This window comes from Microbulbifer sp. SH-1, from assembly GCF_011326135.1.
GTDB lineage: Bacteria > Pseudomonadota > Gammaproteobacteria > Pseudomonadales > Cellvibrionaceae > Microbulbifer > Microbulbifer harenosus.
Window position 1 is genome coordinate 4,076,851 of the sequence record NZ_CP046948.1, and the last position, 25,565, is coordinate 4,102,415.

16 protein-coding genes are annotated in these 25,565 nt (G+C 48.4%); 8 read left to right on the forward strand and 8 right to left on the reverse strand.

Annotation, left to right across the window (positions count from 1 at the left end; genetic code table 11):
- Window positions 1-88: 88 nt before the first annotated feature.
- From GNX18_RS16840 to GNX18_RS16850, 3 genes are all read left to right on the forward strand, one after another.
- Complete coding sequence (locus GNX18_RS16840) at window positions 89-1,495, forward strand: MFS transporter (RefSeq protein ID WP_166219582.1); 1,407 nt, start codon at window positions 89-91, stop codon at window positions 1,493-1,495.
- A 65-nt stretch (window positions 1,496-1,560) separates the two neighbouring features.
- Window positions 1,561-3,291, forward strand: coding sequence for an IlvD/Edd family dehydratase (locus GNX18_RS16845; protein WP_166219584.1), 1,731 nt, complete (start codon window positions 1,561-1,563; stop codon window positions 3,289-3,291).
- 243 nt (window positions 3,292-3,534) lie between these two features.
- Window positions 3,535-4,353: an SDR family NAD(P)-dependent oxidoreductase gene (locus tag GNX18_RS16850; protein ID WP_166219586.1), complete on the forward strand. Its 819-nt coding sequence runs from the start codon at window positions 3,535-3,537 to the stop codon at window positions 4,351-4,353.
- A 223-nt stretch (window positions 4,354-4,576) separates the two neighbouring features.
- Here the strand turns inward: GNX18_RS16850 and GNX18_RS16855 are convergent, their stop codons facing one another.
- Window positions 4,577-6,088, reverse strand: coding sequence for a tannase/feruloyl esterase family alpha/beta hydrolase (locus GNX18_RS16855; protein ID WP_166219588.1), 1,512 nt, complete (start codon window positions 6,086-6,088; stop codon window positions 4,577-4,579).
- Window positions 6,089-7,253: 1,165 nt separating this feature from the next.
- Between GNX18_RS16855 and GNX18_RS16860 the strand changes: the two genes are divergently transcribed.
- Window positions 7,254-7,946 carry an MbcA/ParS/Xre antitoxin family protein gene (locus tag GNX18_RS16860; protein ID WP_166219590.1) on the forward strand — a complete coding sequence of 231 codons (693 nt, stop codon included), beginning with the start codon at window positions 7,254-7,256 and terminating at the stop codon, window positions 7,944-7,946.
- Between the two features lie 272 nt (window positions 7,947-8,218).
- Window positions 8,219-8,632, forward strand: coding sequence for a hypothetical protein (locus tag GNX18_RS16865; protein WP_166219591.1), 414 nt, complete (start codon window positions 8,219-8,221; stop codon window positions 8,630-8,632).
- Between the two features lie 463 nt (window positions 8,633-9,095).
- Here GNX18_RS16865 and GNX18_RS16870 read toward each other — a convergent pair whose 3' ends face one another.
- From GNX18_RS16870 to GNX18_RS16885, 4 genes are all read right to left on the reverse strand, one after another.
- Window positions 9,096-12,353 (reverse strand): glycosyl hydrolase, encoded by a 3,258-nt coding sequence (locus GNX18_RS16870; RefSeq protein WP_256367394.1) that lies wholly within the window; start codon window positions 12,351-12,353, stop codon window positions 9,096-9,098.
- Window positions 12,354-12,571: 218 nt separating this feature from the next.
- Window positions 12,572-14,182 carry a tannase/feruloyl esterase family alpha/beta hydrolase gene (locus tag GNX18_RS16875; RefSeq protein ID WP_166219595.1) on the reverse strand — a complete coding sequence of 537 codons (1,611 nt, stop codon included), beginning with the start codon at window positions 14,180-14,182 and terminating at the stop codon, window positions 12,572-12,574.
- A gap of 56 nt (window positions 14,183-14,238) precedes the next feature.
- Entirely contained in the window at window positions 14,239-15,126 is an 888-nt protein-coding gene (locus GNX18_RS16880) for an alpha/beta hydrolase (protein ID WP_166219597.1), read from the reverse strand.
- A gap of 128 nt (window positions 15,127-15,254) precedes the next feature.
- Window positions 15,255-16,895 (reverse strand): tannase/feruloyl esterase family alpha/beta hydrolase, encoded by a 1,641-nt coding sequence (locus tag GNX18_RS16885; protein WP_166219599.1) that lies wholly within the window; start codon window positions 16,893-16,895, stop codon window positions 15,255-15,257.
- 684 nt (window positions 16,896-17,579) lie between these two features.
- On the opposite strand from GNX18_RS16885, the gene GNX18_RS16890 reads away from it, so the two are divergent.
- Together GNX18_RS16890 and GNX18_RS16895 are read left to right on the forward strand one after the other, a co-directional pair.
- Window positions 17,580-18,866, forward strand: a complete 1,287-nt coding sequence (locus GNX18_RS16890) for a glycoside hydrolase family 1 protein (RefSeq protein ID WP_166219601.1) — start codon at window positions 17,580-17,582, stop codon at window positions 18,864-18,866.
- A 133-nt stretch (window positions 18,867-18,999) separates the two neighbouring features.
- Window positions 19,000-20,625 (forward strand): tannase/feruloyl esterase family alpha/beta hydrolase, encoded by a 1,626-nt coding sequence (locus GNX18_RS16895; RefSeq protein WP_166219603.1) that lies wholly within the window; start codon window positions 19,000-19,002, stop codon window positions 20,623-20,625.
- 128 nt (window positions 20,626-20,753) lie between these two features.
- On the opposite strand, the gene GNX18_RS16900 is transcribed toward GNX18_RS16895, so the two are convergent.
- Window positions 20,754-21,587: a helix-turn-helix domain-containing protein gene (locus tag GNX18_RS16900; protein ID WP_166219605.1), complete on the reverse strand. Its 834-nt coding sequence runs from the start codon at window positions 21,585-21,587 to the stop codon at window positions 20,754-20,756.
- 156 nt (window positions 21,588-21,743) lie between these two features.
- Here GNX18_RS16900 and GNX18_RS16905 point away from each other — a divergent pair, with 156 nt between their 5' ends.
- Entirely contained in the window at window positions 21,744-23,546 is a 1,803-nt protein-coding gene (locus GNX18_RS16905; RefSeq protein ID WP_166219607.1) for an acyl-CoA dehydrogenase, read from the forward strand.
- Window positions 23,547-23,654: 108 nt separating this feature from the next.
- Here the strand turns inward: GNX18_RS16905 and GNX18_RS16910 are convergent, their stop codons facing one another.
- Both GNX18_RS16910 and GNX18_RS16915 read right to left on the reverse strand, forming a co-directional pair.
- A complete protein-coding gene (locus GNX18_RS16910) occupies window positions 23,655-24,305 on the reverse strand; it encodes a 2-dehydro-3-deoxy-6-phosphogalactonate aldolase (protein WP_166219609.1) in 651 nt (216 codons plus the stop codon).
- A 53-nt stretch (window positions 24,306-24,358) separates the two neighbouring features.
- The gene (locus GNX18_RS16915; protein WP_166219610.1) at window positions 24,359-25,540 is read right to left on the reverse strand and encodes an alpha-hydroxy acid oxidase; all 1,182 of its coding nucleotides are present in this window, start codon (window positions 25,538-25,540) and stop codon (window positions 24,359-24,361) included.
- Window positions 25,541-25,565: the final 25 nt, after the last annotated feature.

Sequence of the window (25,565 nt, forward strand, 5' to 3'; positions counted from 1 at the left end):
AGTTTAACTAGCACAAACCATTGAAGAATAATTTTGTGCTTAAGTGAGCGTTATCATTTAAGCCTTACATTGCGAGAGGTCATTTTTGATGTCGGCTAATACACAAAAGAATACGTCAGAACCGGGCATCGGAAGAATCATAAGTTATGGTTTTGGTGATTTTGCGTTCAATCTAAGCTTTACATTCTGTTCACTTTTTCTACTTTATTTCTACACTGACATTCTCGAGATAAAGGCCAGTGTGGCCGGCATGATCATAATGATCGCCCTGGCATGGGAAGGCTTTACGGATCCAATTATTGGCATGATTGCCAATCGAACCTCGACAAAATGGGGGAAGTATCGTCCTTACCTCTTGTTTGGATGTATTCCCCTAGCCATATCCATAGTTGCGATGTTTGTTCCGACAGGACTTACCGGTACAGCACTGGTTGTTTATTGCTTCGTAACACATCTTATCTATCGCACATTATTTACTGTGGTAAACATTCCATACATCGCTATGTCTGCTCAAATGACACGGAGTAGTGATACGCGCGGTAAGCTGGCTGCCGCGCGAATGATTTTTGCAATCATCTGTGGATTGATGTTAGCAGCATTAACTCTTCCTCTGTCCAATACACTTGGGGGAGGAAAAGTTGGATTTTTCTACCTGTCTATCGTATATGCATCGATAGCGACACTCATATTGCTGTTCTGCTTTTCAACAACAAAGGAGGTTGTAAAGGCTGAGAGCGAAAGCCACCCAAGTGCTAAAGAAATGATCAAGATGCTGGGGATTAACCGGCCATTTCTTCTTCTTTTTATCGCTACCATACTCGGCGCTACTGGCTACACCATGTCAGGAAAGGCGTTAATCTATTACTTGAAATATTGGGCTGGATCGGAGGCGGCGGTAACTACCGGTCTGGTTGTCACACTGGGTGCTGCTGCGTTGGCGATGGTTCCGTGGGTTCTGATTTCTCGCAAGACCAGTAAGCGATTGGTGTGGATTGCCAGTGTTGCCATCAATATCCTGTGTTATCTGGTATTTTTACTCGTTGCTCCAAAGGAAGGCCTACTTCTTTGGTCACTGCTGTTCTTAATTGGCATAGGTAATGCCGGGTTTATTTTGACGTTCTGGTCAATGCTTCCAGATACTGTCGAGTATGGCCAATGGAAGACTGGTGTGCGTGCGGAGGGTGCAATTTTTGGTCTCATTGCCTTCGCTCAGAAAGTCGCTCTTGGACTTGGTACTGGCCTCATCGGCGTTTTTCTTGATTCTATCGGATATATTGCAAATCAGCCGCAATCTGAAGGTACGCTCCAGGGCATTGTCTCTATTTATGGCGGTGGGCCATTGCTACTATTTCTGGCGAGTGTCGTCGCAATCTGGGCATATCCCATTAATCAGAAGACACATCTCGAACTTGTGGAAGCACTTGATTCTCGAGAGGTCAATCGTGACTTCGCAAATAATAACGACAGCCTTCCGGGTAATGCCTCCACCACTTAACCCTATTTATGGTTGGTAGTCAGCATTGGAATTTTGTTTAACGGGCCTTTTATAGAATTGGATTTATGAGTTCTAACAAGAGTAAGCGCCGCAGCCAATTGAGCTATGGAAAATTGGACAAAGATGGATTTATTCACCGCTCGTGGATGAAGGCACAGGGGTATCCGGATCATTGCTTTGATGGTCGTCCTGTTATTGGTATATGTAATACCTGGTCAGAAATAACGCCTTGTAATTCAGGTTTGAGAGAACTCGCTGAATATGTAAAGCGCGGTATTTGGGAGGCCGGTGGCTTACCCCTGGAGTTTCCGGTAACAAGTCTTGGTGAGACGCAAATGCGCCCTACCGCCATGCTCTTTCGTAATCTGCTGTCCATGGATGTTGAGGAATCAATTCGTGGTAACCCGATTGATGGTGTCGTTCTTCTTGGAGGCTGTGACAAAACTACTCCTGGGCAGTTGATGGGCGCAGCCAGTGTCAATTTGCCGACTATCGTCGTCTCCTCCGGACCAATGCTCAATGGTAAGTTCCGTGGAAGAGATATTGGCTCTGGGACAGACGTATGGAAGTTTTCCGAAGCCGTCCGAGCTGGAGAAATGAGCCAGGAAGATTTCATCGCGGCTGAAAGTAGTATGTCGCGCTCCCGCGGTGTGTGTATGACTATGGGAACCGCCTCTACAGTGTCGAACTTGGTCGAAGCTATGGGGCTATGCCTTCCATATAATGGCTCAATTCCGGCGGTTGACGCGCGCCGCCAAGCTATGGCGCACATGAGTGGTCGTGAAATTGTCCGGCTCGTACATGATGGTGTACGGATGAAGGACATTGTCACTAGAGATTCTCTTATCAATGCCATCAAGGTGAACGCGGCGGTTGGAGGTTCTACCAACACAGTAATGCATCTGCTCGCATTGGCCGGGCGACTGGAAATCGATCTTCAGCTTGAAGACTTTGATCGCTACAGTCGCGACTTACCGTTGATCGTAGACCTGATGCCTTCGGGGCGGTTCCTGATGGAAGATTACCATTATGCGGGTGGCCTACCCGCGGTGATGAAAAAGGTGCGAGGCTATCTCAATCTGACAGTAAATACCGTTAGCGGCATCAGCCTCGGTGAACAGATTGAAAATGCCGAGTGTTACAACCACGAGGTCATCCGCGATATTGACAACCCTGTAAAGGCGAACTCTGGTATCTGGGTATTGCGCGGAAATCTTTGTCCTCAAGGGGCAATTATAAAACCCAATGCAGCATCGCCAGAATTATTGAATCACACTGGCCGCGCGGTGGTATTCGAGTCTATCGAGGATTACCACGCTCGGAAGGACCTACCGGATCTGGATATCGACGAACATTGCATCATGGTTCTTAAGGGCTGCGGTCCTAAGGGCTACCCTGGTATGCCCGAAGTTGGCAACATGGCACTGCCGAAAAAACTCCTTGAAAAAGGTGTCAAAGACATGCTTCGGATATCGGACGCACGCATGAGCGGCACTGCGTTCGGCTCTGTAATCCTTCACGTAGCACCGGAAGCCAGTGCTGGCGGCCCGCTGGCCGTTGTGCAGAATGGAGATCTAATTGAGTTTAATGGTGAGGCCAGGAGTCTTAACCTCAAGATCTCTGAAGAGGAACTGCGGTCACGCTTAGATAATTGGCAAGGCAACAAACCGCTATCTACTTATCAGCGAGGCTACGCAAAACTCTACGTGGACACTGTACTACAAGCAGATCGAGGAGCAGACCTTGAGTTCCTTGTAGGTGGCTCTGGAGACGATGTCTCGCGGGAGTCACACTGATTCCGAAAGGGACTAAGTCAACGAAAATCGGGAGGGATTCACATCCCTATCCGTATAAATTTTTCTGAGCTTTTCACATCCAGTTAAGAGCGAAAATTCCTATACATAAGCCAAAGTCATGGTCTGTGCAGATCACGTGCCAGCAGTTCCGTCTGTAGAAACTCTCTGGATTGACCAAATCAACTGCTTTGGGGCTCTGGATAAAATTGAGCCCACGCCCACATCAATAGAGAAGATAATTCTATGACTTCGAACCAGCTTGACGATTTTGACCAAGTATTTTCCAGTGGTGAGCTGGAGAAGGTCACTCGATATCGGGACCTTGAGGGAAAGCGAGTATTTATCACGGGAGGAGGCTCAGGAATAGGTGCCTATCTGACCGCGGCTTTTGCACTACAGGGTGCTCAAGTGGCCTTCGTGTCTTTACGTGAAGCACCGGCACAATTGCTGTGCGACCAGATAGAGACGCGTACCGGGATCCGCCCACATTTTAAAGCTTGCGATATTCGTGACTTGGATGCATTAAAGGCCGCCATGGATGATATGGTTTCGAAGCTCGGTGGTCTGGATGTGTTGGTCAATAACGCTGCACGGGATACCCGACACTCCATCGGCAATCTCACCGTTGAGGAGTGGGACGACGCACTGAATACGAATCTACGTCCGCAATTCTTCGCTCTACAGTGGGCAGAGCGGGAGATGGAAAAGGCCGGTGCGGGCAGTATCATCAACTTAGGATCTATTTCTGCCAACTTGGCCCTGGCCGGCTACCCGGCTTATGTGACCGCAAAAACGGCCATAGTCGGCCTTACACGGGCGGCCGCACGTGAGCTCGGCGCGAAGAATATCCGTGTGAATACACTGATTCCCGGCTGGATTATGACTGAGCGGCAGAAGCGCCTATGGGTTACCGAGGAGGCACTGGAAGAATGCCTGGCCGAGCAGAGCCTCAAATTTGCGCTCGAGGGTGAGGATCTAGTGGAGTCAGCATTATTTTTGGCTTCCCGTGCATCACGGGCGATTACCGGGCAGCAACTGATTGTCGATGGTGGTCGTGTCTGAAGGGTGAACACGAGCGAACCATATCAAATTTATTGATAATGCGGGTTATGGATATGTACATAATTAATCCGCCAACAGATCAAAGATATTTGATCGCACCTGTCGGATAAAGTATTTATAGAGTCTCGATCGGTTATGTGATCAAGTGGGAGCTGGTAGTCCGGATAACAATATCCGGACTACCAGCTCCTGCATCCTGAGAGATACAGTTAAACGTCAATTACTACATACAGCTATAGCTCGCGGCATCGGTCGACGATCCTGAACCATTGTAATGTGCAGTTTGCGGCCACGGGCACGCCGGATGGTTGGATGTTGATCCTTCATCTGTCACCACAATCCGATCAGGAGCTTGTCCCTGCTCGACCCAATTTTCAAGGTGCTGTACAGCGTCAAAACTACCTGCACAATGTTGCTGCCCCGGCATCATGAAAAGTCGCACATTATCTTGAACGTTTGGACCTAACGCATTCGCGACCGATTCATAATAACGTACCGAGTTAGCGCCAGGTACGATAGCGTCATTCCAACCGTGATAAATGATGAGCTTGCCACCATTCTGAGCGAACGCGCTAATGTCAGGGTCATCGGAGTTTACAATCGGTTGTACAAGCGCACGTGAGTTGGGGTAGTCGGTATCGAGGTTGAAACCAAAACCACTCCACCAAGAGTTGTTGTACACCATATACTTGTAGTATTGCTCGCCTCCCGCCAAGTCAGTAAGAGCGGCAGCCGCCCATCCCATTCCTTCACTACCAACGGCCAAACCGGGAATGACTTGCTCACCATTGGAGAGCTTTGGCCCCGCGTAAATTTTTCTTAGTGCACTGATTTCCTGATTGGTCAGGCAGGAATTATTACTAAAAAAGCCGCACTTGATTACCGCAGGATCAAAGTTACAGTTCTGTGGATTTTCAAGTACACCATCAGTTACGCCATCTAGGGCATCGCACTTATTCATGACCGCAGCGTTGATTGCGCTCATTTTGTTAAGTAGGTTTGGGGCCCAGAAAGCGACTTGTCCACGCCAGATCTGGCTGGACATAAGTTCACCCCAATGCATCGGCGGAGCGCCTGCAATGACACCATCGTAGTCCTGAGGATAGCGGCTGACTTCCATCAAAGCCTCTCTGCCACCGCCCGAACAGCCTTGGAAATATGCTCGGCTCGCAGGAATTCCGTAGTAGTCGTTGATTACTTGTTTGGCTGTGACTGAAACCAAGTGGTTGGCTCGGTGACCAAAGTCGACGACTTTCTCTGGCTGGTTGAGTGCCCATTCCACACTTGCGCCGGCTTCATGCCCCAAATCACTTGTCGCAGCCACATATCCCCGAGCCAAGCCGTCGTTCATACCCTCTTCACTTTGGCCAAGTCCACCGGAGTAGCCACCCCCGCCGTATGCGAACATTTTTTCGTTCCAGGCATCCGGCAACCAGACATCAACATTGATTTCTGAACTGGATGTGGGAGTCAGCACCATGCTTACGCGGCAAAAATCAGCCGCTGCGTCGACAGGAACACCACCCCAGATATTTCCAGCGGTAATCGAGTCTCCCTGAGATACTCGAACAGCGTTGGTCACAACGCCTGTTTGGACTTGCAGGCCAATTAACTCTGCACAACTTACAGCAGGGGGAGTGTTTTGGGCGTTTGCAACACCCGAAAAAAGACCTGTGATGAAAAGACCCGATAGGGCACCAACTTTCATACACAGCTTTACGGTATTACTTCTCATTATTTTATTCTCCGTATGTTTTACTTCTCTATACATCGCTATTTAGTTATTTGGCGAAGAAAACCGCTACCCTCTTGTGCCCTCCAATTATCAACAGCATAAAAATTCTTGCTGCCCATAGCAGCGCACAGATAATTCCATCAGGACGCTTCGTTCATCCTTGCCAATCAAGAAACCGCTGTTGACCATCTTTTTGATAAAACTTTACTGCTAAATCAGCAGGCGGCTTCCAATGAACAAGCTAACTTCTGAATCAACCATAGTCAATCATAATTGGTCATCGGCGATCTTTGGTCGTCAATATCGAGCGGCAGTTGGAGTAAATGGCGCCAAGATCTTTCCGCTGCTTGAATTTATTTGTGAGTGTCGCGATAAGGTGCCTACCCCCCTAAAGCCCCAGAAAAATCAGGTATCTGAGCGGAAGTGTTAATTGATGGACCCCAATTAGGGATTTAAAGCACTCCAAAGTTGTCATTTAGAGCTACATAGCTTTCGCAGATCCTTTGACTGTTCTCGATACTGATGAAGAGCGTTTGAACCTGAGTTAAGGAACTGCGGCACCACGTGCTGGATTTTTCGCTTCCATCTTCATGATAAAGGCGCTGATTTGGCGCTGAGGGTTTCACATAGGCAAAGCTAGGCTGGCCGCGATGAGGTCCGGGAATGGGTGGCACTGGGCTTAGGCCCGAAGACGTAAAACAGGTACCCAGTGAATCCATCCTGACGCGACATTGGTTAGTAGATACGGGCTTTTTGATTCCGGCACCGCAAGGGCAGCCCCCAGACGTGGAGTCACGGTATACGATTAGCGGGCATGCAATTGATGCGTTCGGCAGTAGGCTAGAGGGAGCCCGACCGCTGCGTCACTACATACATGGAAGATCCCGCTCGTTGCTTTTCGATTTTCTGACATCCGTCTCACTGTCCCAAGGAAAAGAAGTTCCTTTTCCCTTTGGGCCACCGCACGACTCTATATTGGGCTTATTCGCTTTGTCCTTTAGTCGCCATCTGAATGGCGGCCAAGCATCCTGATAGTTGGGCAGGCTAATCCTGGGAGAGATGAAAAATAGACGGGTAGGTAACACAATTCATGAAACCTGAACTGGGAGGCGTATTAGGGCTACCATTTTTATGCCTCGAGTTAGCCGAATGAGGACATTTCTCCATGAGTGGACCGCGTGAAAATACACATCAAACCGCTGAAATGCTGCTCCGACTGTTTGGACATTGGCGACTAACTCTTAGCCAACAACTAACGGTACTGGGGCTGTCTGATACCAGCGACACCGAGCTTGGGAAGTACTTAAAACATTCTTTCTCCATAGACAGGGATAAGCTTGAGCGCGCCAACATCCTACTGGGGATACACAAATCCCTCCGAGTACTGTTTCCGCAGAATCGAGATTTAGCATATCGGTGGATTTCGCAACCTAATAAAGCCTTCGACGGTTTGCCTCCGCTGAAGGTTATCGAGCGTCAAGGAATGCTCGGGATGTATATGGTGCGCGATTACCTCGATCAGTATGGCGCTACAGAGGGGCTGACAATTGAGGCTCTGATCGAAGGAAGCCCTGACGTCAAGTTGATGCGCAGTGAAAAGGAATGGATTGATGAGGTACCAGTAGGACGCGAACTCCCGGATGGCGACAGAAATTTCAAGAACGAAGAAATTTGCGCGATGCTTGATGTTTGGACGGCTGTATTACGGGTGTTTGAAAATGAAAATCATGCAAAGCACTGGATTAAGACTATCGTACCCGCGCTAGGGTGCACGCCGATCGTCTTATTACCCCGCAAGGATGGGCGCGAAAGAATAATGGATGTACTAAAACGAATTGAGCGGTCAGACTTCGGCTGACAACTCCGGAGAGTGGCTGCCGCGAGAATTGTCGAGAAGCTAAAGAATTAATGCACCAAATGATAATTTTTTACATCATATCCGCGGTGCGTATCCAATGTCCGTATGGAGTATCTAATTAGCATGTTAACTCACACTTTCGGCGTTGCAGTATTAAAATTTGGGCAGGAAATTTTTAATCGTGGACATCGATCGAATTTTTAGCGAGTGGTGTCATTGGAGAAAATATGTATAGCCGATATTATAGATAATTATAACCGCTGGAGATTGTTATGGGTAAGACCGCAAGCCCTATACGTCTGGATCAGGATCTTATGGATAGTGCCGCGCACGCAGCGCTCATCGAATCGCGTTCTGTAGCAGAACAAATCGAATACTGGGCGCGCATTGGCCGGGTCGCATCACGCTTTCTTACACCCAGCGACATCACGCTGCTTGTCACCGGAGGCGTCCAACTGACGTTGAAAGTTAAGCCCTATGTAACTCCAGACCCAAAGCAAGTGTTCGATGCTGTGGAAGCAGCGCAGAACAGTGGAGACTTGGCAAGTTCGGTTACAGGAGCCTCCGTCCGCTATCAGGCATCCAAGACACATCCGGGCGAATTGGAGCGTATTGACGATCTTGGAAAGGTGACAGTTGGCACATTTCAAGGAGGCAAATTCCAACCAACTAAGGGTAAGGATTGAAGATCTGCCGCAAGTCAGGCTTCTTGGTGACCGTCGGGCAATCCCATCTTCCCAACCAGATTACGCGATGTAGTTTGGGGGGCGTCTATCAAAACAACGCATAGTTTTCGTTAACTGGCCAGCAGGTTAATAAATTTCACCCGCGCCTGAGTTTTGTTCAGGTGCATTAATCGATCATTCTCAATGCAGAGCTGATTAATTCGACGGATAATCCTGTTATTTTTCAGTACTCTGAAGTGCGCTAAGGCCAGTGAGTTAGCGTTAAGTTAATTTGAATCCGAAAAACTAAATGGTCTAGAACCGCGCGAATATTATATTCTGGGTTGCCGCAAGCTTCCTCGGTCAGAAATAGTTGAAATCATTGTGATGGTACTGCTCTGCAAATTTCGAGTTTCGCAATGATCAGGTAAACATGCCTATTTCGATGATCGGGAAGCCGGATCTCTTATCTAAATTTGTTCCCCTATCGTTCTTCTGTCAGTAAGCGGACAGGACCCAACAATCCGGAGGGTTGTAGTGGACTGTTTTCATCAAAAGGGTTGTACGCGGCTTGCGCATATTGACGTTTCGCATCGGGCTGCCGATCGCCGATAAGTCGATTGGGCCAAAGATTTGCAACCGCGATTTCAATCTGGTTATTACCCTCATGTGCGAGTTCGGTAATGTCTAATTGATATGGAGCTTTCCACGCAATACCTGCAGTACTTCCGTTGACTGTGACTTCCGCGACATTGGCGACGTTCCCGAGGTCGATCAGGAGGCGCTCTCCCTTTGATATCTTGTCAATTGATACCGTCTTGCTATATCGGGCAGTCCCAGAGAAATAGCGAATACCTGCGGACTCGCTTTCTGTCCATGAGTACAGATTGTCAAAGATTACTGTACGTGGTGTGCCCCGATCGTCAGGGAAACTGAGCTGCCAGGGCCCAGTTAGGGTTTGTAGTGTTGTGTGCTTAATTGCAGGCATATGATGCGCTGTCGCACTTGCAGACTTCCGGAACATCACGAAGATCGCGTCGTGCGCGGTAAGTGTCAGCGGAACATTTGTGCGACTGTCGATGATGTCATAACTAGTAGTTTCTACCGTGCCGCTGTCTGCCCGCCAGACTTCAGGAGTCTTTTCGGTAACCCTGAATGAGGCCACTGCGTCGAAATCTTCATCACTCAAGTTTGCGATGAAATAGAGATCACCATCCAACAGTTTCCGGTGAACGAAAGACAGTTCTTCTCCTTCGAACTTCACGTCTGGTTCAAGCTTTAACGACGAGACTGCCGCTTCAATTGTTAGAAAGGTCTGACCTTTCCTACTCCATATGGCTTCGGTAAGCGTGGAAAATTCACCGGTGTCGTCCGCCAAGCTGGGAGAGTGTGTGGGCTTGGGCCCAGCTATGACCAGCCCCGCAGTGGAAAGCGCATCGAGCTTGCGTAAAGTCGCTAGCGTGATCCGCTGTACATTGGGATCGATGGCGAGCAAGCGATACGTAGCGCCACTGGGCGCCACCAGATTTTTGTTTTCCATGAACAGCAGGGAACGAATCGCATCTGCATTGACGAAGTCAAATGCATAGCCCTTCGGAACGGTCGGAGGTCGCTCATCATAGAGTGCTGTGATGTTGTCGTCCTCTCCATAGAACCAGGCGATATCGGCGGAGAACCGGCCTTGCTGTAGGAGGTAACTTGACCGGGCGAGATATTCCATCCACGGACGGGCCATCTCTGCCCAGGTTTCCTTGCGTGTGAACCATTGCCCTACAGCCCCCAAACCGATACCAGGTCCTGGAGCATCATCGGGCTGGTGGGCTGAGGTATGTATCACGAACCGGTTTACGCCGTTCGCCATCATTTTATCCGCGATTGGCTTCAGTCGCGCAGGATCGAAGCCGTATGCAGGAAAGAGCCCGGTGAATGACTCCGCTGCGACAATGTTCTGCCCATAGAGATGTGCGACTGAGGCCGATTCACGTAAATCTGGAAGCTGCCTGGGAAGATTCGGCATGGCCCAAGTGGCGCCCATCGGTACATCGGCAGTTTTCTTCACTTCCATACCATCGCCGACGAATGCGCGCAGGGCTTCATGGGATTCGCCATAGCGGCCCATTCCGCGGGCGTGAAGCTCGTCTGAGATCGTTCCGTAGTGCTCTTCGGCGATGAGGTCAGCGAGCGTCCGGCGGTAATCCCAGAGGAAACGATCACTTTCTTCAGCGCTATTTACGATCCGCCCTGTCAGCACGGGCAGCCACGGTGTGGGGCTGTAGCCCCGGCGGTGCTTGAACTCCTCCAGCATGTCATCGGTCCAGTTGGCGGCCATGGCTTCATAGCTGTCATTGAGCATGTAGCGAATCCCGCGCTCCCCCATATTGGCTTGGCCGACAGCCTGCTCGTAGATACCGAGATAGGCGTCCATATAAGCCTTCACGTGCTTCCTGTTGAGCTTATCAACCTCGAGCCCCGTCCCCTCTTCGGAAGCCGGATTGTTCTGCTTGCCAGTGAGCGACCACCCCATCCGGAGGATACGCCATCGGCCTTCCGGAGCTGCCCAACGGAGGGTGCCGTCAGCCTCCATCTTGTCACTGATATCCAGGACGTCATTAGCCTGCACGACGGAATCCGCATCGGCTGGTGGCGTCTGTACTTCGCTGAGTCCTGGAATCGTGGACCATCCAGCCTTGTCTTCAAACCGGTGAACACGAGCCTCCGAAACAAATTTGATCCTGGCTATTTCATGCGCAGTGATCAGCATTTCAGGGGGAGCAAAGGCCTTTACTGGAAATGGGCTGAAACGTGGTTCAAGGGCCAAGCGAAAGTGCTGTGCCGTGGTCGCAGGAAAGGCAACAGTTTGCTGTGGTGCGCCGCGAGCCGGGAGCTCGGCGACTTTCCAATACCTTTGGCCATCGTCGCTTGCCTCAATACGACCTCTTGGCCACGATGGGTAAATCGGCCCGATGCGTTGTCCGGGTTGCAGTACGAGTTCAACTGCACGCATTGTTACTGGCTTCGAATACCCAAAATCGACCCACGCGAGTTGTTCTGGGTCTATTTCAAGCTTTTGGAAATGGGTTCGCCCCCCTTCTTGCAGTCGAGTGATGTCCAGTGGACTTGAGGAAGTGATTTGCGCTTCTCTATTCTGATCGGCAGTCGGTATGCGGTACGCAATTACTCGGCTATCGCGATAGAGCATTGGGAGATCGGCAGGAGGCACTTTGGAGGGTTCAGAGCCTCCGCCGGGGATATCCTGAAATGGGCCACTTGTGCTCGGAGGTAAAGGCAGCAGCTGAGATATTGACTGACCACCTTGGATCTCGGTTTCGCTCCATGCCAGCTTCTTCATTGCCTGCTCGGGGCGTACCCAAGGGCCGCCTGTCTCGCTCCAGCCTGGGGAGCTGGCAATAGTAAACTCGAGATTGTGCGTTTCAGCCTCGTTGACTGCGTGACGGATCACCGTGCGCCATGAGTCACTAAGGAAGGGCACACGAGTCTCAACGATTTGGGGGGTCTCCAGTGATCCGTCGAAGTACTGTATTCCTCCAATTCCGACCCGCGTCATCCAGTCCAGATCTTTCGTGATCCCCTCTTTGGTGACGTTGCCATCCATCCAGTGCCACCATACGCGAGGTAATGTGTGAGAGGGTGGACTAGCGAACTCCACTAAAAGTTGATCGGGTGCTACTTCCGCCGAGCGCCCTGCAGATGTACTACTGGAATCACACCCTGAATGGAGCATAACCAATGCCAGCGGTGCAAAGCTGGCTAGACTGCAAATGCGCTTGCGAAGGAAGGGAACCTGAAAACTTATAAATGAAATTTTTGACAAAACAACGCACTCAAAAATTGGTTAACGAGACCAGGAAAACAAGAGTTGGTAGGAGAGATTTGGCTTTAAAAAAGATTGGATGCTCCTATAGCAAAGCTACCAGGAGCAGATCCAATTATGTAACGCTATTAAATGCCGGCACCAGCTTCATCAGATGTACATACAAAGCTTGTGTCGACAGCGCTATCTCCGTGTCCCTTATACTTGGCGATTTTTGGCCAAGGACAAATTGGTCGCGTAATCACCGGCTTACCTTCGGGATCACTATCAGAGAATTTACTTACTACGATTTGATCAGGGGGCGTACCTTCTTCAACCCACATATCGAGTACGCTCAATGCATCGAATGTGCTGGGGCCTGGGCCACCGCCACAATGTCCGACACCAGGCATCATAAACAGCCGGGCACTATCATTTATTTCTGAGCCCATTTCAGATTCAAGGTCCGAATAATATTTGATTGATGCACCGGCGGGGATTGCGGGGTCCTCCCAGCCGTGTGTCATCAATAGTTTTCCGTGGCGTTCCACAAAACCACTTACATCTGGATTGGTTGCATCAATAGTACTCCCGAGCTTGGATTTGGCCTTGTCATAATCTTTCTGAACATCAAAGTTTTCGATGACCCAATCCGAATCACCTGCAACAAACCAGCGGAAATAGGGAATAGCTAGCCGTTTGGCTCCAAGCCCGCCGGGAGTAATAAACGTCTTCCACCCTAGTTCGCTACCCATGGGGAGGCCTGGAAAGGGCACCTTTTGAGCACCAAGCTGGGCTCCGGCATACAGTTCTTTTGCTGCGATAACCTCCGCATCCGTGAGGCAGGAATCAGACTCATTGCCCTCAGCACACCGAAGAGACTCCGGGCTAAAATCGCAGGCTGGGGGATGGGAAACTATGCCATCTTTTACTCCATCGATTTCATCGCAATGTTCGAGTACCGCAGCATTAAGAGCCTCAGCCTTGTCTGTGAAGTTCCCGGAAGCTGGTAGGCGATACTCGCGAGTTGCGTTCCAGAGGCCGGCTGAAAATAGACCGCTCATATCTCCAGCAGGAGCCCCGGCGATAATACCGTCGTAGTCCTGAGGATACATTTGTGCTGCCATTAGTGCCTCGCGACCGCCACCCGAACAGCCTTGGAAGTAGCTGCGAGTGGGGGCTTTTCCATAATGCTCAGAAATAATACTTTTCCCTGCATTAGCAACGATATGGTTGGCTCTGTGTCCAAAGTCAGCTACTTTATCGTTGTTTCCATTTGCCCATTTTCCGGGAGAAAATAATGATCCGTCATGACCAAGGTTACTTGTTATTCCTGCATACCCTTTTGCTACCGCTTTAACAAGGTCTGACTCTGTATTGTTAAGGCCACCGTTAATTCCACCGCCTCCTTGGCCAAGCATTTTTCCATTCCAATCTCGCGGAAGCCACATCTCGATTTTGATCTCTGAAGTGCCAGTTGTGGTTGCTTGAATACGACATAGATCAAGTGGGGCAACAATTTTCTTTATAAGAAAGATTCTCTTTATCTTGTCTCCCTTCTCAATAATATCTGCGGAATCAATGATTGCAGAGCCAATTGTTTTTCCCTCTAATCCAGAACATTCTTCCTTGAATATCTGGAATCTATCGTCTTTGACATCAGCGGTCGTTGGTAAGCATATTGCGGAGAGCAGAATACCAACACCAATTAATGAAAGGTTCGATATTGAGCTATGAGACTTTAAGGGTTTTTCATTCATTAGATGTAGACTCTACAACTTGCTTATTAATATATGGATCGAAAGTGAAATTGAATTCATATTAACCCTTGTGATCTCAACCAGGATTCAAACTCCTGTGGCCAAGAGTCAATCGGCATTCCCTGCGGCCGCATGCCGAATCCGTGACCACCTGTTTCATAGATGTGGAGTGCGGAAGGTCGATTTATATCATTCCACAACTCGAATATTTCAATACTACTTTGCACTGGAATGGTTGAGTCATCTTGCGCTGCCACGATAAAAATAGGTGGTGCATCTTTGGCTGGAGTGCCAGAAATCATTGTCATTCCGTAAATGGGGGCAGCAAAGTCAGGTTGGTTCTTTCGAGGTGACTCCAGTAAAACTCCCATCGTTGTCACTGCACCAGCAGAAAAGCCAATCATCCCTACTTTATTTCTGTCAATCTCAAGCGTGTCGGAATTCTCGCGAATAACCTTGATGGCTTGTGTTGCATCGGCAACGGCGATTTTACGCCCCGGCTCAAGGATTTTTATAAGGTCATCCAGAGACATCGGTACGTTATCTCCAGCCGAAACAGGCCAAGATTTAACGCGATACTTTAAGAGGAATGCAGTGATTCCTCTTTCCGATAGCCACTGAGCTATCTCAGTTCCCTCCACATCCCATGCCAAAGCACCAAATGCACCACCGGGGAGAACCAGCATCGATGTATTATTTCTTTTCTCCGTGGCTGCGGGGAAAACAGTCAGTGTTGGGGTGGAAACATTTCTCTTCAGGATGACTTTACCTGCGGGTAATGTTTCGGTAGTGGTTTCCTCCCTGCCACTCCAATTCTCAGCTCCTGGTGCGCCACTAGGCCAAATTTCAATGATCTTGTTGTTAACTTCACTCGCCAGCGAAGGGCTGGGGGAAGTCGCGCACAGTACTGAGCAGGTGACCATTACGTTAAGCAAAAATTTCATCTTATTTTTCAATAGTTGCAATCAATAGAAATTTATTAGATTTTGGTTGGGGCGTGATGGATCATGGAGGTAGATGCAGAGAGGGGCGGCGGATTTCCATTTCATGATGAATATCCGCCTTCAGCTTTTTATTTACACTGGAAGCTGCTTGCCACATCCTCAGGGCCAGTACCATCGTATGTTGCGACTTTCGGCCAGGAGCAAAGCGGGCGTGTTCTCACCACGGTTTTTCCGGGAACAGGTATTATCTGAGTGGTCTCAAACTGAGTGGCAACCAATTCCTCGGGAACCTGATCTTTTTCAACCCAATCTTCGAGTGCTGTAAGGGTATCAAAAGATGTGGGTGCGTCTCCCCCGAAGCAATGCTGCATACCTGGAACCATAAACAAGCGCGTATTCTGTGACGCAATGGGTCCAGTAACTTCCTGTACCTTATTGTAGTAATCGATGGTGGCCTGCGGAGAAATTGCAGCATCATTCCACCCGTGATAGATGAGCAATTTGCCTCCATTATTCATGAAGGTAGACAGGTCAGGCTTGTCGGAATTGAACACGGCCTCAACTTGCTTTAATTTTTTATGGTCATTTTCCAGATTGAATTTGGTTACATCCCATTCCGGATCGCGCTGCACCGCCCACTTCATGAACTCTTCGCTCATATGCATGCCAGGACCATTTTCCTTGGTAATCCAAAGGTCCCAGTTGTTTTCGAGTGCTTCTCCGCCTTTAGCAAAGCCCGGATACAAGGGGCTCCCATCCGAGAAAACTGGCCCTCGGTAAATTTTAGTTACTGCTTCAACTTCCTCAGCAGTAAGACAATTAGATGTATCACCGTCCGAGCATTGAAGTTCTATAGGATTAAAGTCACAAATTGCGGGGTTTTGAATCAGGTTATCCTTGAGGCCGTCGATAGCGTCGCATTTCTCCATCACTGCATTCTGAATAAGTGGTAGCTTCTCTTCCAAGTTATCGGTTTCCGGGCTACCCAACACGGAAGTTTCAAGCCAGGCAAATGTGGAGGTAAGTTGGATCCATGAAGAAGCCGGAGCGCCGGCGATAATGCCGTCGTAGTCGTCGGGATATCTTGATGCTTCCATGAGAGCATCTCTGCCGCCATTCGAGCAGCCGTGGAAGTAAGCTTTTTCTGCTTGTGCGTCGTAGTACACGTTGACCAGCTCTTTGGAAAACTTGGCTGCTACGTGGTTTGCGCGGTGAGCAAAATCGGTAAGTTGCTCAGGATTATCATATGCAAACTTACCTGAATCGCTCTCTTCGTGACCCGCATCGGTGACGAAAGTTGTGTATCCCCGGCCGAGAGGTGAGGCCATCATCATCGGAGCTGTCGCGGTAAGCCCACCGTTCAGGCCACCTCCACCAAGTGCTAAGAGCTTGCCATTCCAATACTGGGGCAGCCAGGCTTCAACAGTGATCTCGGAACCGCTGACGGGCCGCAATTTGGCGGTAGCACGGCAGAATCCCAAGGGGGCCTGCAGTCCGTCAAAGTCAGGTACGAAAAAGCCGATCATTGTCCGCTGGAAAAAATTGTATAGCTCATCCCCTGCATTGACGTACTTAGTTTCTACGATCGTACCGTTGTCGATGGATGCGGTGGTTAAGGATTCGCAACGCTCCGTGCCGTCAATCGTTGCAGCGGCGTCAGTCTGAGTGATTGAGACTGTTGGGCGGATTGGGCTATCTCCAGAAGGGGTGCACGCGGCAAGGCAACTGGCAACGGCAAGTACTTGGGGCAATGTCTTTACTTTAAGCATGGGTCCACCTGCTAATTGTTATTACTTATGTTGGGCCTGGAAGCTGACTGTTCAGTCCGCTGCGTAGTTGGATTGGGCTTAGGAGGAGTTGAATCTGACTGCCTATCCCACCATCGAATGATCAATGGCTGAACAAAATTCTAAGTTTTCAGCTAAAAATCAGTTCTGAATTGACTGGCGGCTCGAATACTTCTTGGACTCTCATCCTATATCCCCTTTTTATATTCTTGATTCATCCTTTCGATCAGGCCTTTGGATGCCAAGGCTGCTGATGTGTTGGTGATCATGAGGTTTTCTTGATTCTACGATCAAAAAGCATCATGAGCAATCATCTCGAAGCAACCTAGATAAAAGGTGGATTTAGCTAGATTTTAACCATATGTCTGGTTGCATCTAAGAGTAATGGGAGAATTCTGGGCTTTATGACTTTGGCGAGGCCAAAGTTGGGAAGCGGAGCGCACCACAATTTGAGGTGTCTACATGACTGAAAATGATTGACGGTGACTGACTGGTGAGGGACTATGTAGAGATTGTGTTCAATTCCGATGACCGCTGGTCAGGAGTTTTGCGGACAGTTAGAGCTTCAGAGTCTCGGTGGTGTATTGCCTGGCTCTACGACGGCAATGTCAGGTCTCAATGCAAGACTTGAACCAAACAATGATAAGTGATGATCAAGAGGTGTTTATGACAGTCGGTTTTCCCGAGGGTTTTATTTGGGGCGCTGCGACCGCTGCCCATCAGGTTGAGGGCGGCAACAGCAATTCCGATGCATGGGTACTCGAGCATGCCGTACCCTCTATCTTCCGCGAGCCATCAGGTGATGCAATAGATCACTGGAACCGATTCGAGGACGATGTTGCTCTGTTGGCCGCACTTGGCCTGAGAGCGTACCGTTTCTCGATTGAGTGGGCTCGGATTGAGCCGCGCGAGGGGGTATTTTCCAGGGCGGCTATTGATCACTACCAGCGATGTATAAATGCTTGCCTTGAGCGAGGCGTGCAACCAATCCCGACATTTCACCATTTTACAGCGCCGATCTGGGTCGCGCGTGATGGCGGGCTTACGAGCGCCAAGTTTCCTGAGCGATTTGCGCGCTATTGCGAGAAGGTGGCGCGGGAGCTAAGTGGATTCCAGTACGCGTGTACGATTAACGAGCTGAATCTGCCGTTGTTCATGAGAGAGAAGTTGGTTGCCGCGGTGAATGGTGACCTGAAAGCTGCAGCGGAAGCAGCACTTGGCTCTAGTCTTGACAGTTTCTTCCTGTTTTCACCCCGAGAAGCCATCTTAAAACAAGGTCTGAAAGCGCATGCACTGGCACGGGATGCGATCAAGGCGCAGCACCCGAATTGCCAGGTTGGCGCAACGCTGTCTATTCAGGATGAGCAGGCTGAATCGGGCGCAGAAGCATTTCGAGATGAGAGAAATGCACAGTTCTACGATGAGTGCCTGGATGCATTGAAGAATGATGATTTCATCGGTGTACAAACCTACACGCGCCTGATAGCGCGAAAAGACGGCTCGGCGACTGGTGCAGAGGGCGCCCCGCGAACAATGATCGGTTGGGAGGATTATCCGCAGGCGCTTGCCAACACATGTCGGTATGTATTCGAAAGAACGGGTGCGCCGATTGTCATCACCGAGAATGGTTGGGCGGGTCTTGATGATACTCGGAGATCGGAATTTATCCGTGAGGCACTTCAAGGAGTGCATCACGCCATTCAAGATGGCGTGGATGTCCGCGGGTACTTGTACTGGACGCTATTTGACAATTATGAATGGATGTCTGGTTACGAGCCCAAGTTCGGATTGATAGGTGTAGACAGAAACACTCAGGCGAGAAAGATAAAGCCTTCTGCATTAGTTTTGGGCGATATAGCACAGAACAACTCGCTCGTGGCGCCGGACATCGTGCCTACGCCCACGAGAAATTTTTCTCCGGATCAGGAAAGCTCTCCAGTTGGTATTGGGTGACTGGAATAAAGGGTTTCAAAACGTATTGATTTCCTAGGCTCAGTCGTTTTAATGGACTATACGTTTGAGTCTCAGTTTAGATCCAAATTTTCTTTCTATTTGATCCCGACAAAAATAACTAAGGTGTCGAACGTTGAATAAATTAAACAACATCATATGTACCGCAAGTATTGCCTGTTGTGGTGTTCTGTCTGGATGTGACTCAGTTATAAATCGAACAGACACTGATAATTGCAATTCTTTAACAGGTATTCAATCGACCTTCGGAGTTATTGAGAAAGCAGAATTGGTAGAAGAGGGAAAGCCATTTATAGGGTTCTTTAAACGTGCATTCCTAAAATTTGCGGCGCCGGGATTTCCTGAAATGCGCGCATCCGCCAATTTCTGTCGTGTGACTGCAAAATTACACCCCGAGCCAGGATCAGAGATCACAGCGGAAGTATGGTTGCCCGAGAAGTGGAACGGAAAGATGGTTGGTTCTGGCGGTGCTGGATTTAACGGTGGACTCTCCGGGGCTGGACTATCTCTAAACTCACCTTTAAAAAAGGGATATGCCGGTCTGGTTACCGATGCGGGACATCCGGAAGATGTAGAGACATTCAAGTTTGCGTATGACTCAAGTCAGCAGCTTATTGATTATGCATATCGAGCTAATGAGGTCGGGACACTGTTTGCGAAGAGCTTGATTGCAAGGTACTACGGTAACCCAGTCGAGCACGCATACTTTATGGGCTGCTCCAATGGCGGGCGAGATGGATTGATGCTTGCTCAGCGTCTTCCTGATGAGTACGACGGAATCATTGCAGGTGCTCCTGCAGCTGGATATTCAAAGTTGGCGGTTAGCTTTGCTTGGAATCAGCAGGCAGCATTAACAGCCCCTGGGTTGAAAGAAAAGCTGACTCTGATATCAGACGCCGTCATAAAACGGTGCGATACAATCGACGGTGTCGCTGATGGGATTCTGGAAAATCCATTGCAATGCGATTTTGACCCAGCTGAACTTCTATGCAAGAACGGTAGCACGTCTAATTGCCTTCTCGAAAATGAGGTCGCAGCGTTAACAAAAATATACGAAGGGCCACGATTGGACAATGGTAACCCAGTATACCCTGGCCTCTCTGCTGGTGGAGAATCGTTGGAAAGCAATTGGGATGAGTGGGTTATGGGAAATGTTCCCATCGCAGCGGAACTCTTCCGTTGGGCGGTGTACAAAGATCCTAACTGGGATATTGGTCGTTTTGAAATTGATAAGGATTACTCCGCAGCCGTAGAACAGATGGGCCCGATTTTAGACGCCGATGACCCGGACTTGAGTGAATATTTCGGCAGTGACGGAAAGTTGATCCTCTACCACGGCTGGAATGATGCGGGAATTCCATCCCGGGCATCAGTCAACTATGTTGAGGCAATACATGGGATTTTTGGAGATAGTGCTGAAAATCACGTGAAGCTATTTATGGTCCCTGGCTTGATGCATTGCGCTGGTGGGGTTGGAGCAACAAGCTTTGATATGTTTGATCATCTGGTGGAGTGGGTTGAAGAAGATAAGGTTCCAGAGCAGGTGATTGCAATGGAAACAGATCCGCCTTCATTTTTTGGGCTTGTCCGACCAGATGTTGAAGTAATTCGTACACATCCACTGTGCCCTTGGCCACAGGTCGCGATTTACAATGATAAGGGATCAATTACTGAGGCAGAAAGTTACTCTTGCGGAATTCCTGAAGGTGTAAGCAATACCAAGGCTGTAGCTGATCTATAGGACGAAAGCTGCCTCTGATCGGTAATAGGCCAGAGGCTTTTTTTCAAGCGTTATGCTTCTGACTGGAATAAAATGAAATACTTACATGGTCGAGGCTGGTCGAGACGGTAAGGGAAACCACTATAGATCTAGTAAAATAACAGAGGGTGCTTAATATTTTCAGAATTACCCTCGTGGAAAGTTGTGTGGTCTTCTACCGGATAAAGTGTGTTGAGGGCTAAATTTGGATCAGATGCAAATGAAGCCGGTCCCAAAGCTCCGACCATGAGGCTAACAGAGTAAAAATTTCTTACTTCGCCCTGATATTCCAACTCGACGCGGTAGCTGGTCATCGGTTCCCGTTTGGAGGCTGACTGCTGCCAATCAACTGGAACGTCCGGGAGGCTGCTCAGTTCGCGAACCATAGCAAAGTAGGCAGGATCGTTGGTCAACAAAGCCTCTTGTTGGGTAGACATCAATATTACAGCTAGGGTGTTTTTCCATTGATTTGAGGCCTTACTGGAGCGAGGGCGTGTAAAAAGCAATTCGTAATGATTTTTTACATTGTCAAGATCGTTTTTAGAATATACGTCTTGATGGAAGCTAACCCAACTCCTGTTTACCATCAGTAAGTTTCCATATCTATCCATCAGTGACGAAGGGTTTGGGTCCATAGCCTTGAGAGATAGAAGCATCGCTTTCCGAAGCCATTTATAGTTTGGCGAGTGTAAATCCAAGCTTTGGCCTTTGGTTAGGTAGCCCGCAGATAGACGTAAGTAGCACTTGTCACGTTCACCAAGATTTAATTCTTCGGCCAACGCATCGACCAATACTTCACTTGGGCGAGATTTTCCAGTTTCGATGAAACTGATATGGCGGGTGGAAAAACCTAGGCCATGTGCCAGATCTTCTTGAGTCTTATCCCGGATTTTTCTCCAGAATCTCATTAAGTTACCGAATGCACTCTGTTCCGTAATAGTCATTCGCACTCCAATTCAGACTGATAAATAGCGTATTTCACAGGATATTACAGCGTGTCGATGTTAACCCAACAGGTCATGGTTCGGCTAAAGAAATGAGATGACAATGGGTGTGCTCCTGGTGTTTTATCTAGTTCAATTCCTATACAGAGGTGTTAAGTGGAAGATAAGGTTCTCAATCAGCGTGACATTGATTTCATGCTTTATGAACTGTTTGACGTCGAGTCGCTGAATAGTCGAACTCGTTATGCAGATCACAGTCGAGAGACGTTCAACGCCGCAATTGACACAGGTAGGGCGGTAGCTTTCAAACACTTTCTTCCCATAAGGAGCAAGATAGATGCTCGTGAGCCCACGTTTGATGGTGAACGCGTTCAACTTATTCCTGAAATAAAGCCGGCATTAGACGCTGTTTTTGAATCCGGTCTTGCCACCTCTACATTAGATTACGAATCCGGTGGCATGCAGCTACCCATGGTTGTAGCTAATGCGGCTCAGTCCTATCTTTCTGCGATTGCGAGTACAACTCTTGGCTATATAACGCTTACCGGAGCTAATGCCAATTTAATTGAGGCTCATGGTACGGAGGAGCAGATCAAGAAATGGGTTGTTCCCATGCGAGAAGGACGTTTCATGGGGACCATGGCAATGACGGAGCCTGGGGCGGGGTCAGGGCTGGCTGATATCACGACTTCTGCGACTAGAGATGAGTGTGGTGTGTATCGTATTTTCGGAAATAAGATATTTATTTCTGGTGGCGATCATGATTTGAGTGAAAATATCGTACATTTGGTGCTAGCTCGGATTAAGGTTGCTCCCAAAGGGGTTAAGGGGATCTCACTTTTTATCGTTCCCAAATATTTGGTGGACGAAAGCGGGAAAGTAAAAGAAAAGAACGACGTATCACTCGCAGGATTGTTTCACAAGATGGGTGGCAAAGGACATACGTCAACTGCGCTATCTTTTGGTGAGGGTAATGGTGCGATAGGTTATCTCGTTGGAGAGGAGAATAAGGGGCTATCGTACATGTTTCATATGATGAACGAAGCCCGAATAATTGTGGGGACTAATGCGGCATTAACGGCATTGACGGGATTTCAATATTCCCTCTCTTATGCCAGGGAGCGTCCACAGGGCCGCCTTCTGTCAAATAAGGATCCTGATTCATCAGCGATCAATATAATTGAGCACCCTGATGTTCGCAGAATGCTTTTGGCCCAAAAGGCGTATTCAGAAGGAGCTTACGCTTTGTGCCTATACGGCAGTCTTCTCGCTGACAATGAAAAGACAGCGGAGAGTGAGGCTGAGAGAAAATACGCGAAAAATCTACTCGATTTTCTCACTCCAATTATTAAAAGCTGGCCATCAGAGTATGGTCTAAAGGCAAACCATCTTGCAATTCAAGTACTTGGTGGCCACGGATATATCAATGAGCACCCCGTAGAAATGTTCTATCGGGATAACCGATTAAACCCAATTCATGAAGGAACAACAGGGATCCAGTCTTTAGATTTACTTTGTCGAAAAGTTCCCTCAGGTGGTTTTTCAGGATACAAAGCAATCATAGCTGAAATAGAATTGACGATAGATGATGTTAAAAATACTCAACTAGAACCTTTCGGTGAGCAACTTTCAAGTGCACTATCTATATTGCAGACTACAACGTCATCGGTATATTCCGCAAAAGATGACCTATCCCCAGACTTGGTGTTCTCGAATTCTGTCAGCTATCTAGAAATGTTTGGACACATAGTGATTGCCTGGATGTGGCTCCGGCAGGGAATTGCAGCAAATCAAGGAATGAGTGGAAACCCACACGACCTGGATATGAAATTCTATCTTGGAAAAATTCAGGCAATGAAGTTTTTCTTTAGGTCGGAACTTCCAAAAATTCATCACTGGTCAAAACTTGTTAGTGATATAGATAGCACAAGTTATGATATGAGAGATTCGTGGTTTTAACTTTTATATAAACTCGATTTTTGGTTAACATTCTAAAGTAATTGAGCGCGATCTAAACAATCGCGCACAACAACTTTTACAAACATCAACTATTCAAGACCGAGTGGCCTAGCTAATTGAGCTGGCGCGCCTTGCTGCATCAACCATGATCTTCGCTTTGTATGCAATTTGTGTAGCATTATCGCCCGGGGCGTAGATGTTAGGCGCCAAACCAAATCCACGTGCGCCAGCTCTCCAGAACTCTTCCATATTATTCTCGGTTACTCCTCCTACCGCCAATGTCAGTATGCTTTTCGGGATCACTGCGCTTAGAGATTCGAGATATTGAACCGGAAAATCCGCAACGGGAAACATCTTTAAAACTTGCGCTCCTGCTTTCAATGCACTGAATACTTCAGTCGGAGTTAGGCACCCGGGTACAGAAATCAAATTTTCACTGAGCGTTTTTTTGATTATCTCGGGATCACAATTTGGCGAAACTATTAGCTCGCCCCCCGCATTTTTTACGCTATCAACTTGTTCCGCTGTTATGACGGTACCAGCGCCACAGACTGTGAGTTCTTCAAAATCATCCATAATTGCGGCTAATCGCTCTAGGCTTTTTAGCGGCTCGACGGGTGAATTAAGTGGAATTTCAATAGCTCGAACGCCGGCGTCCAGCAATGTATTGGCCACCATATCAATCTCACCTGGAGTGACACCCCTGATAATCGCGATGATTGGGCATGAAGTTAGTGACTGCCGCATTTTTTCCAGCATATTCGCCTCCCTTTTTAAGGTTATTCTTTAGCAATCTAAAATCCGAACATCGATTAAGTAGGATAGTTTCCGGGCAACTTAGCCAGTCGAGAAATATGGCTTGAGTTGATATCGGAAATTTTACTTACACCTAGAAGAGTCATTGATCTCTCAATTTCACTTTTCAAGATACTTAAGCAACGTTCCACACCTGCCTGGCCTCCTGCAGCGAGTCCAAATAAGTAGCCTCGTCCGATGGAGCAAGCATCAGCACCTTGTGCTATTGCTTTTATTACGTGGGTGCCGCGTCTGATGCCGCCATCAACAATAAGCTCTAGCTTGTCTCCTACTTTATCCCGTATCGCTGCCACTGAATCAATTGGTGCGGGTGCGCTCTCAAGTTGTCGTCCGCCATGATTGGATATCATGATGCCTGACGCTCCAATCTCCATGGCTTTTTGTGCATCGGACGGTGATTGAATCCCTTTTATAATGAACGGGCCATCCCATTGTTCGGCGAGCCATGCGGCGTCTTCCCAGGTTACACTGCGGTCAAACTGGCTATTAATGTAATCTATAAGTGCCATTGATCCATTGCCTAGAGCGTCAACACGATGTGCAACGTTTGCCAGTTTGAAATCTGGGTTCAATGCCATATTGAATAGCCATTCAAAACTAGTGGCATAGCTGAAGAAATTTTTGAAGCTTGTCACTTTCGGCGGCATGGTCATTCCATTGACAAGGTCTCGTTCGCGGTTCCCTGCGACCATCGTATCTACAGTCAAGCAGAGGGCTTGATACCGACTTTTTTTGCAGCGTTGCACGAACTCTTTAGTCAATTCTCTGTCTTTCAGGATGTAGATCTGGAACATTTTTGGACCGCTTGTCTCTGCAGCGATATCTTCAAGACTTGTTGTGGCAAGTGTGGAGAGGCTATAAAGCGTCCCAAATTTATCGGCCGCTCTGCATGCTGCCGGCTCTTTCTCATGATTGAATAAGCGAGACATCCCTGTAGGGGATAGAAAGAAAGGAAGTTCCAATTCGCAGCCTAAAACCTTGGTTTTCAGGTCAATATTAGAAACGTTCCTTAAGTAGTTAGGCTCTAGCTGATAGTCATTGAAGGCTTCGGTATTTCTCCTTAGAGTCCATTCATCATCTGATCCACCGTCAATATAGTGAAACATCGGAGCTGGCAACTTACTTTTCGCTAGCTTACGAATGTCGGATATGTTGTTGCACTTTTTCAGCTTGTTCATTTTCGCTACTTTCCAATTTTTTTGT

Excerpts from the sequence above, each read along its gene's own strand:
- GNX18_RS16840 (WP_166219582.1), top strand. The coding sequence starts at position 89 with ATGTCGGCTAATACACAAAAGAATACGTCAGAACCGGGCATCGGAAGA.
- GNX18_RS16845 (WP_166219584.1), top strand. The coding sequence starts at position 1,561 with ATGAGTTCTAACAAGAGTAAGCGCCGCAGCCAATTGAGCTATGGAAAA.
- GNX18_RS16850 (WP_166219586.1), top strand. The coding sequence starts at position 3,535 with ATGACTTCGAACCAGCTTGACGATTTTGACCAAGTATTTTCCAGTGGT.
- GNX18_RS16855 (WP_166219588.1), bottom strand. The coding sequence starts at position 6,088 with ATGAGAAGTAATACCGTAAAGCTGTGTATGAAAGTTGGTGCCCTATCG.
- GNX18_RS16860 (WP_166219590.1), top strand. The coding sequence starts at position 7,254 with ATGAGTGGACCGCGTGAAAATACACATCAAACCGCTGAAATGCTGCTC.
- GNX18_RS16865 (WP_166219591.1), top strand. The coding sequence starts at position 8,219 with ATGGGTAAGACCGCAAGCCCTATACGTCTGGATCAGGATCTTATGGAT.
- GNX18_RS16870 (WP_256367394.1), bottom strand. The coding sequence starts at position 12,353 with ATGCTCCATTCAGGGTGTGATTCCAGTAGTACATCTGCAGGGCGCTCG.
- GNX18_RS16875 (WP_166219595.1), bottom strand. The coding sequence starts at position 14,182 with ATGAATGAAAAACCCTTAAAGTCTCATAGCTCAATATCGAACCTTTCA.
- GNX18_RS16880 (WP_166219597.1), bottom strand. The coding sequence starts at position 15,126 with ATGAAATTTTTGCTTAACGTAATGGTCACCTGCTCAGTACTGTGCGCG.
- GNX18_RS16885 (WP_166219599.1), bottom strand. The coding sequence starts at position 16,895 with ATGCTTAAAGTAAAGACATTGCCCCAAGTACTTGCCGTTGCCAGTTGC.
- GNX18_RS16890 (WP_166219601.1), top strand. The coding sequence starts at position 17,580 with ATGACAGTCGGTTTTCCCGAGGGTTTTATTTGGGGCGCTGCGACCGCT.
- GNX18_RS16900 (WP_166219605.1), bottom strand. The coding sequence starts at position 21,587 with ATGACTATTACGGAACAGAGTGCATTCGGTAACTTAATGAGATTCTGG.
- GNX18_RS16910 (WP_166219609.1), bottom strand. The coding sequence starts at position 24,305 with ATGCTGGAAAAAATGCGGCAGTCACTAACTTCATGCCCAATCATCGCG.
- GNX18_RS16915 (WP_166219610.1), bottom strand. The coding sequence starts at position 25,540 with ATGAACAAGCTGAAAAAGTGCAACAACATATCCGACATTCGTAAGCTA.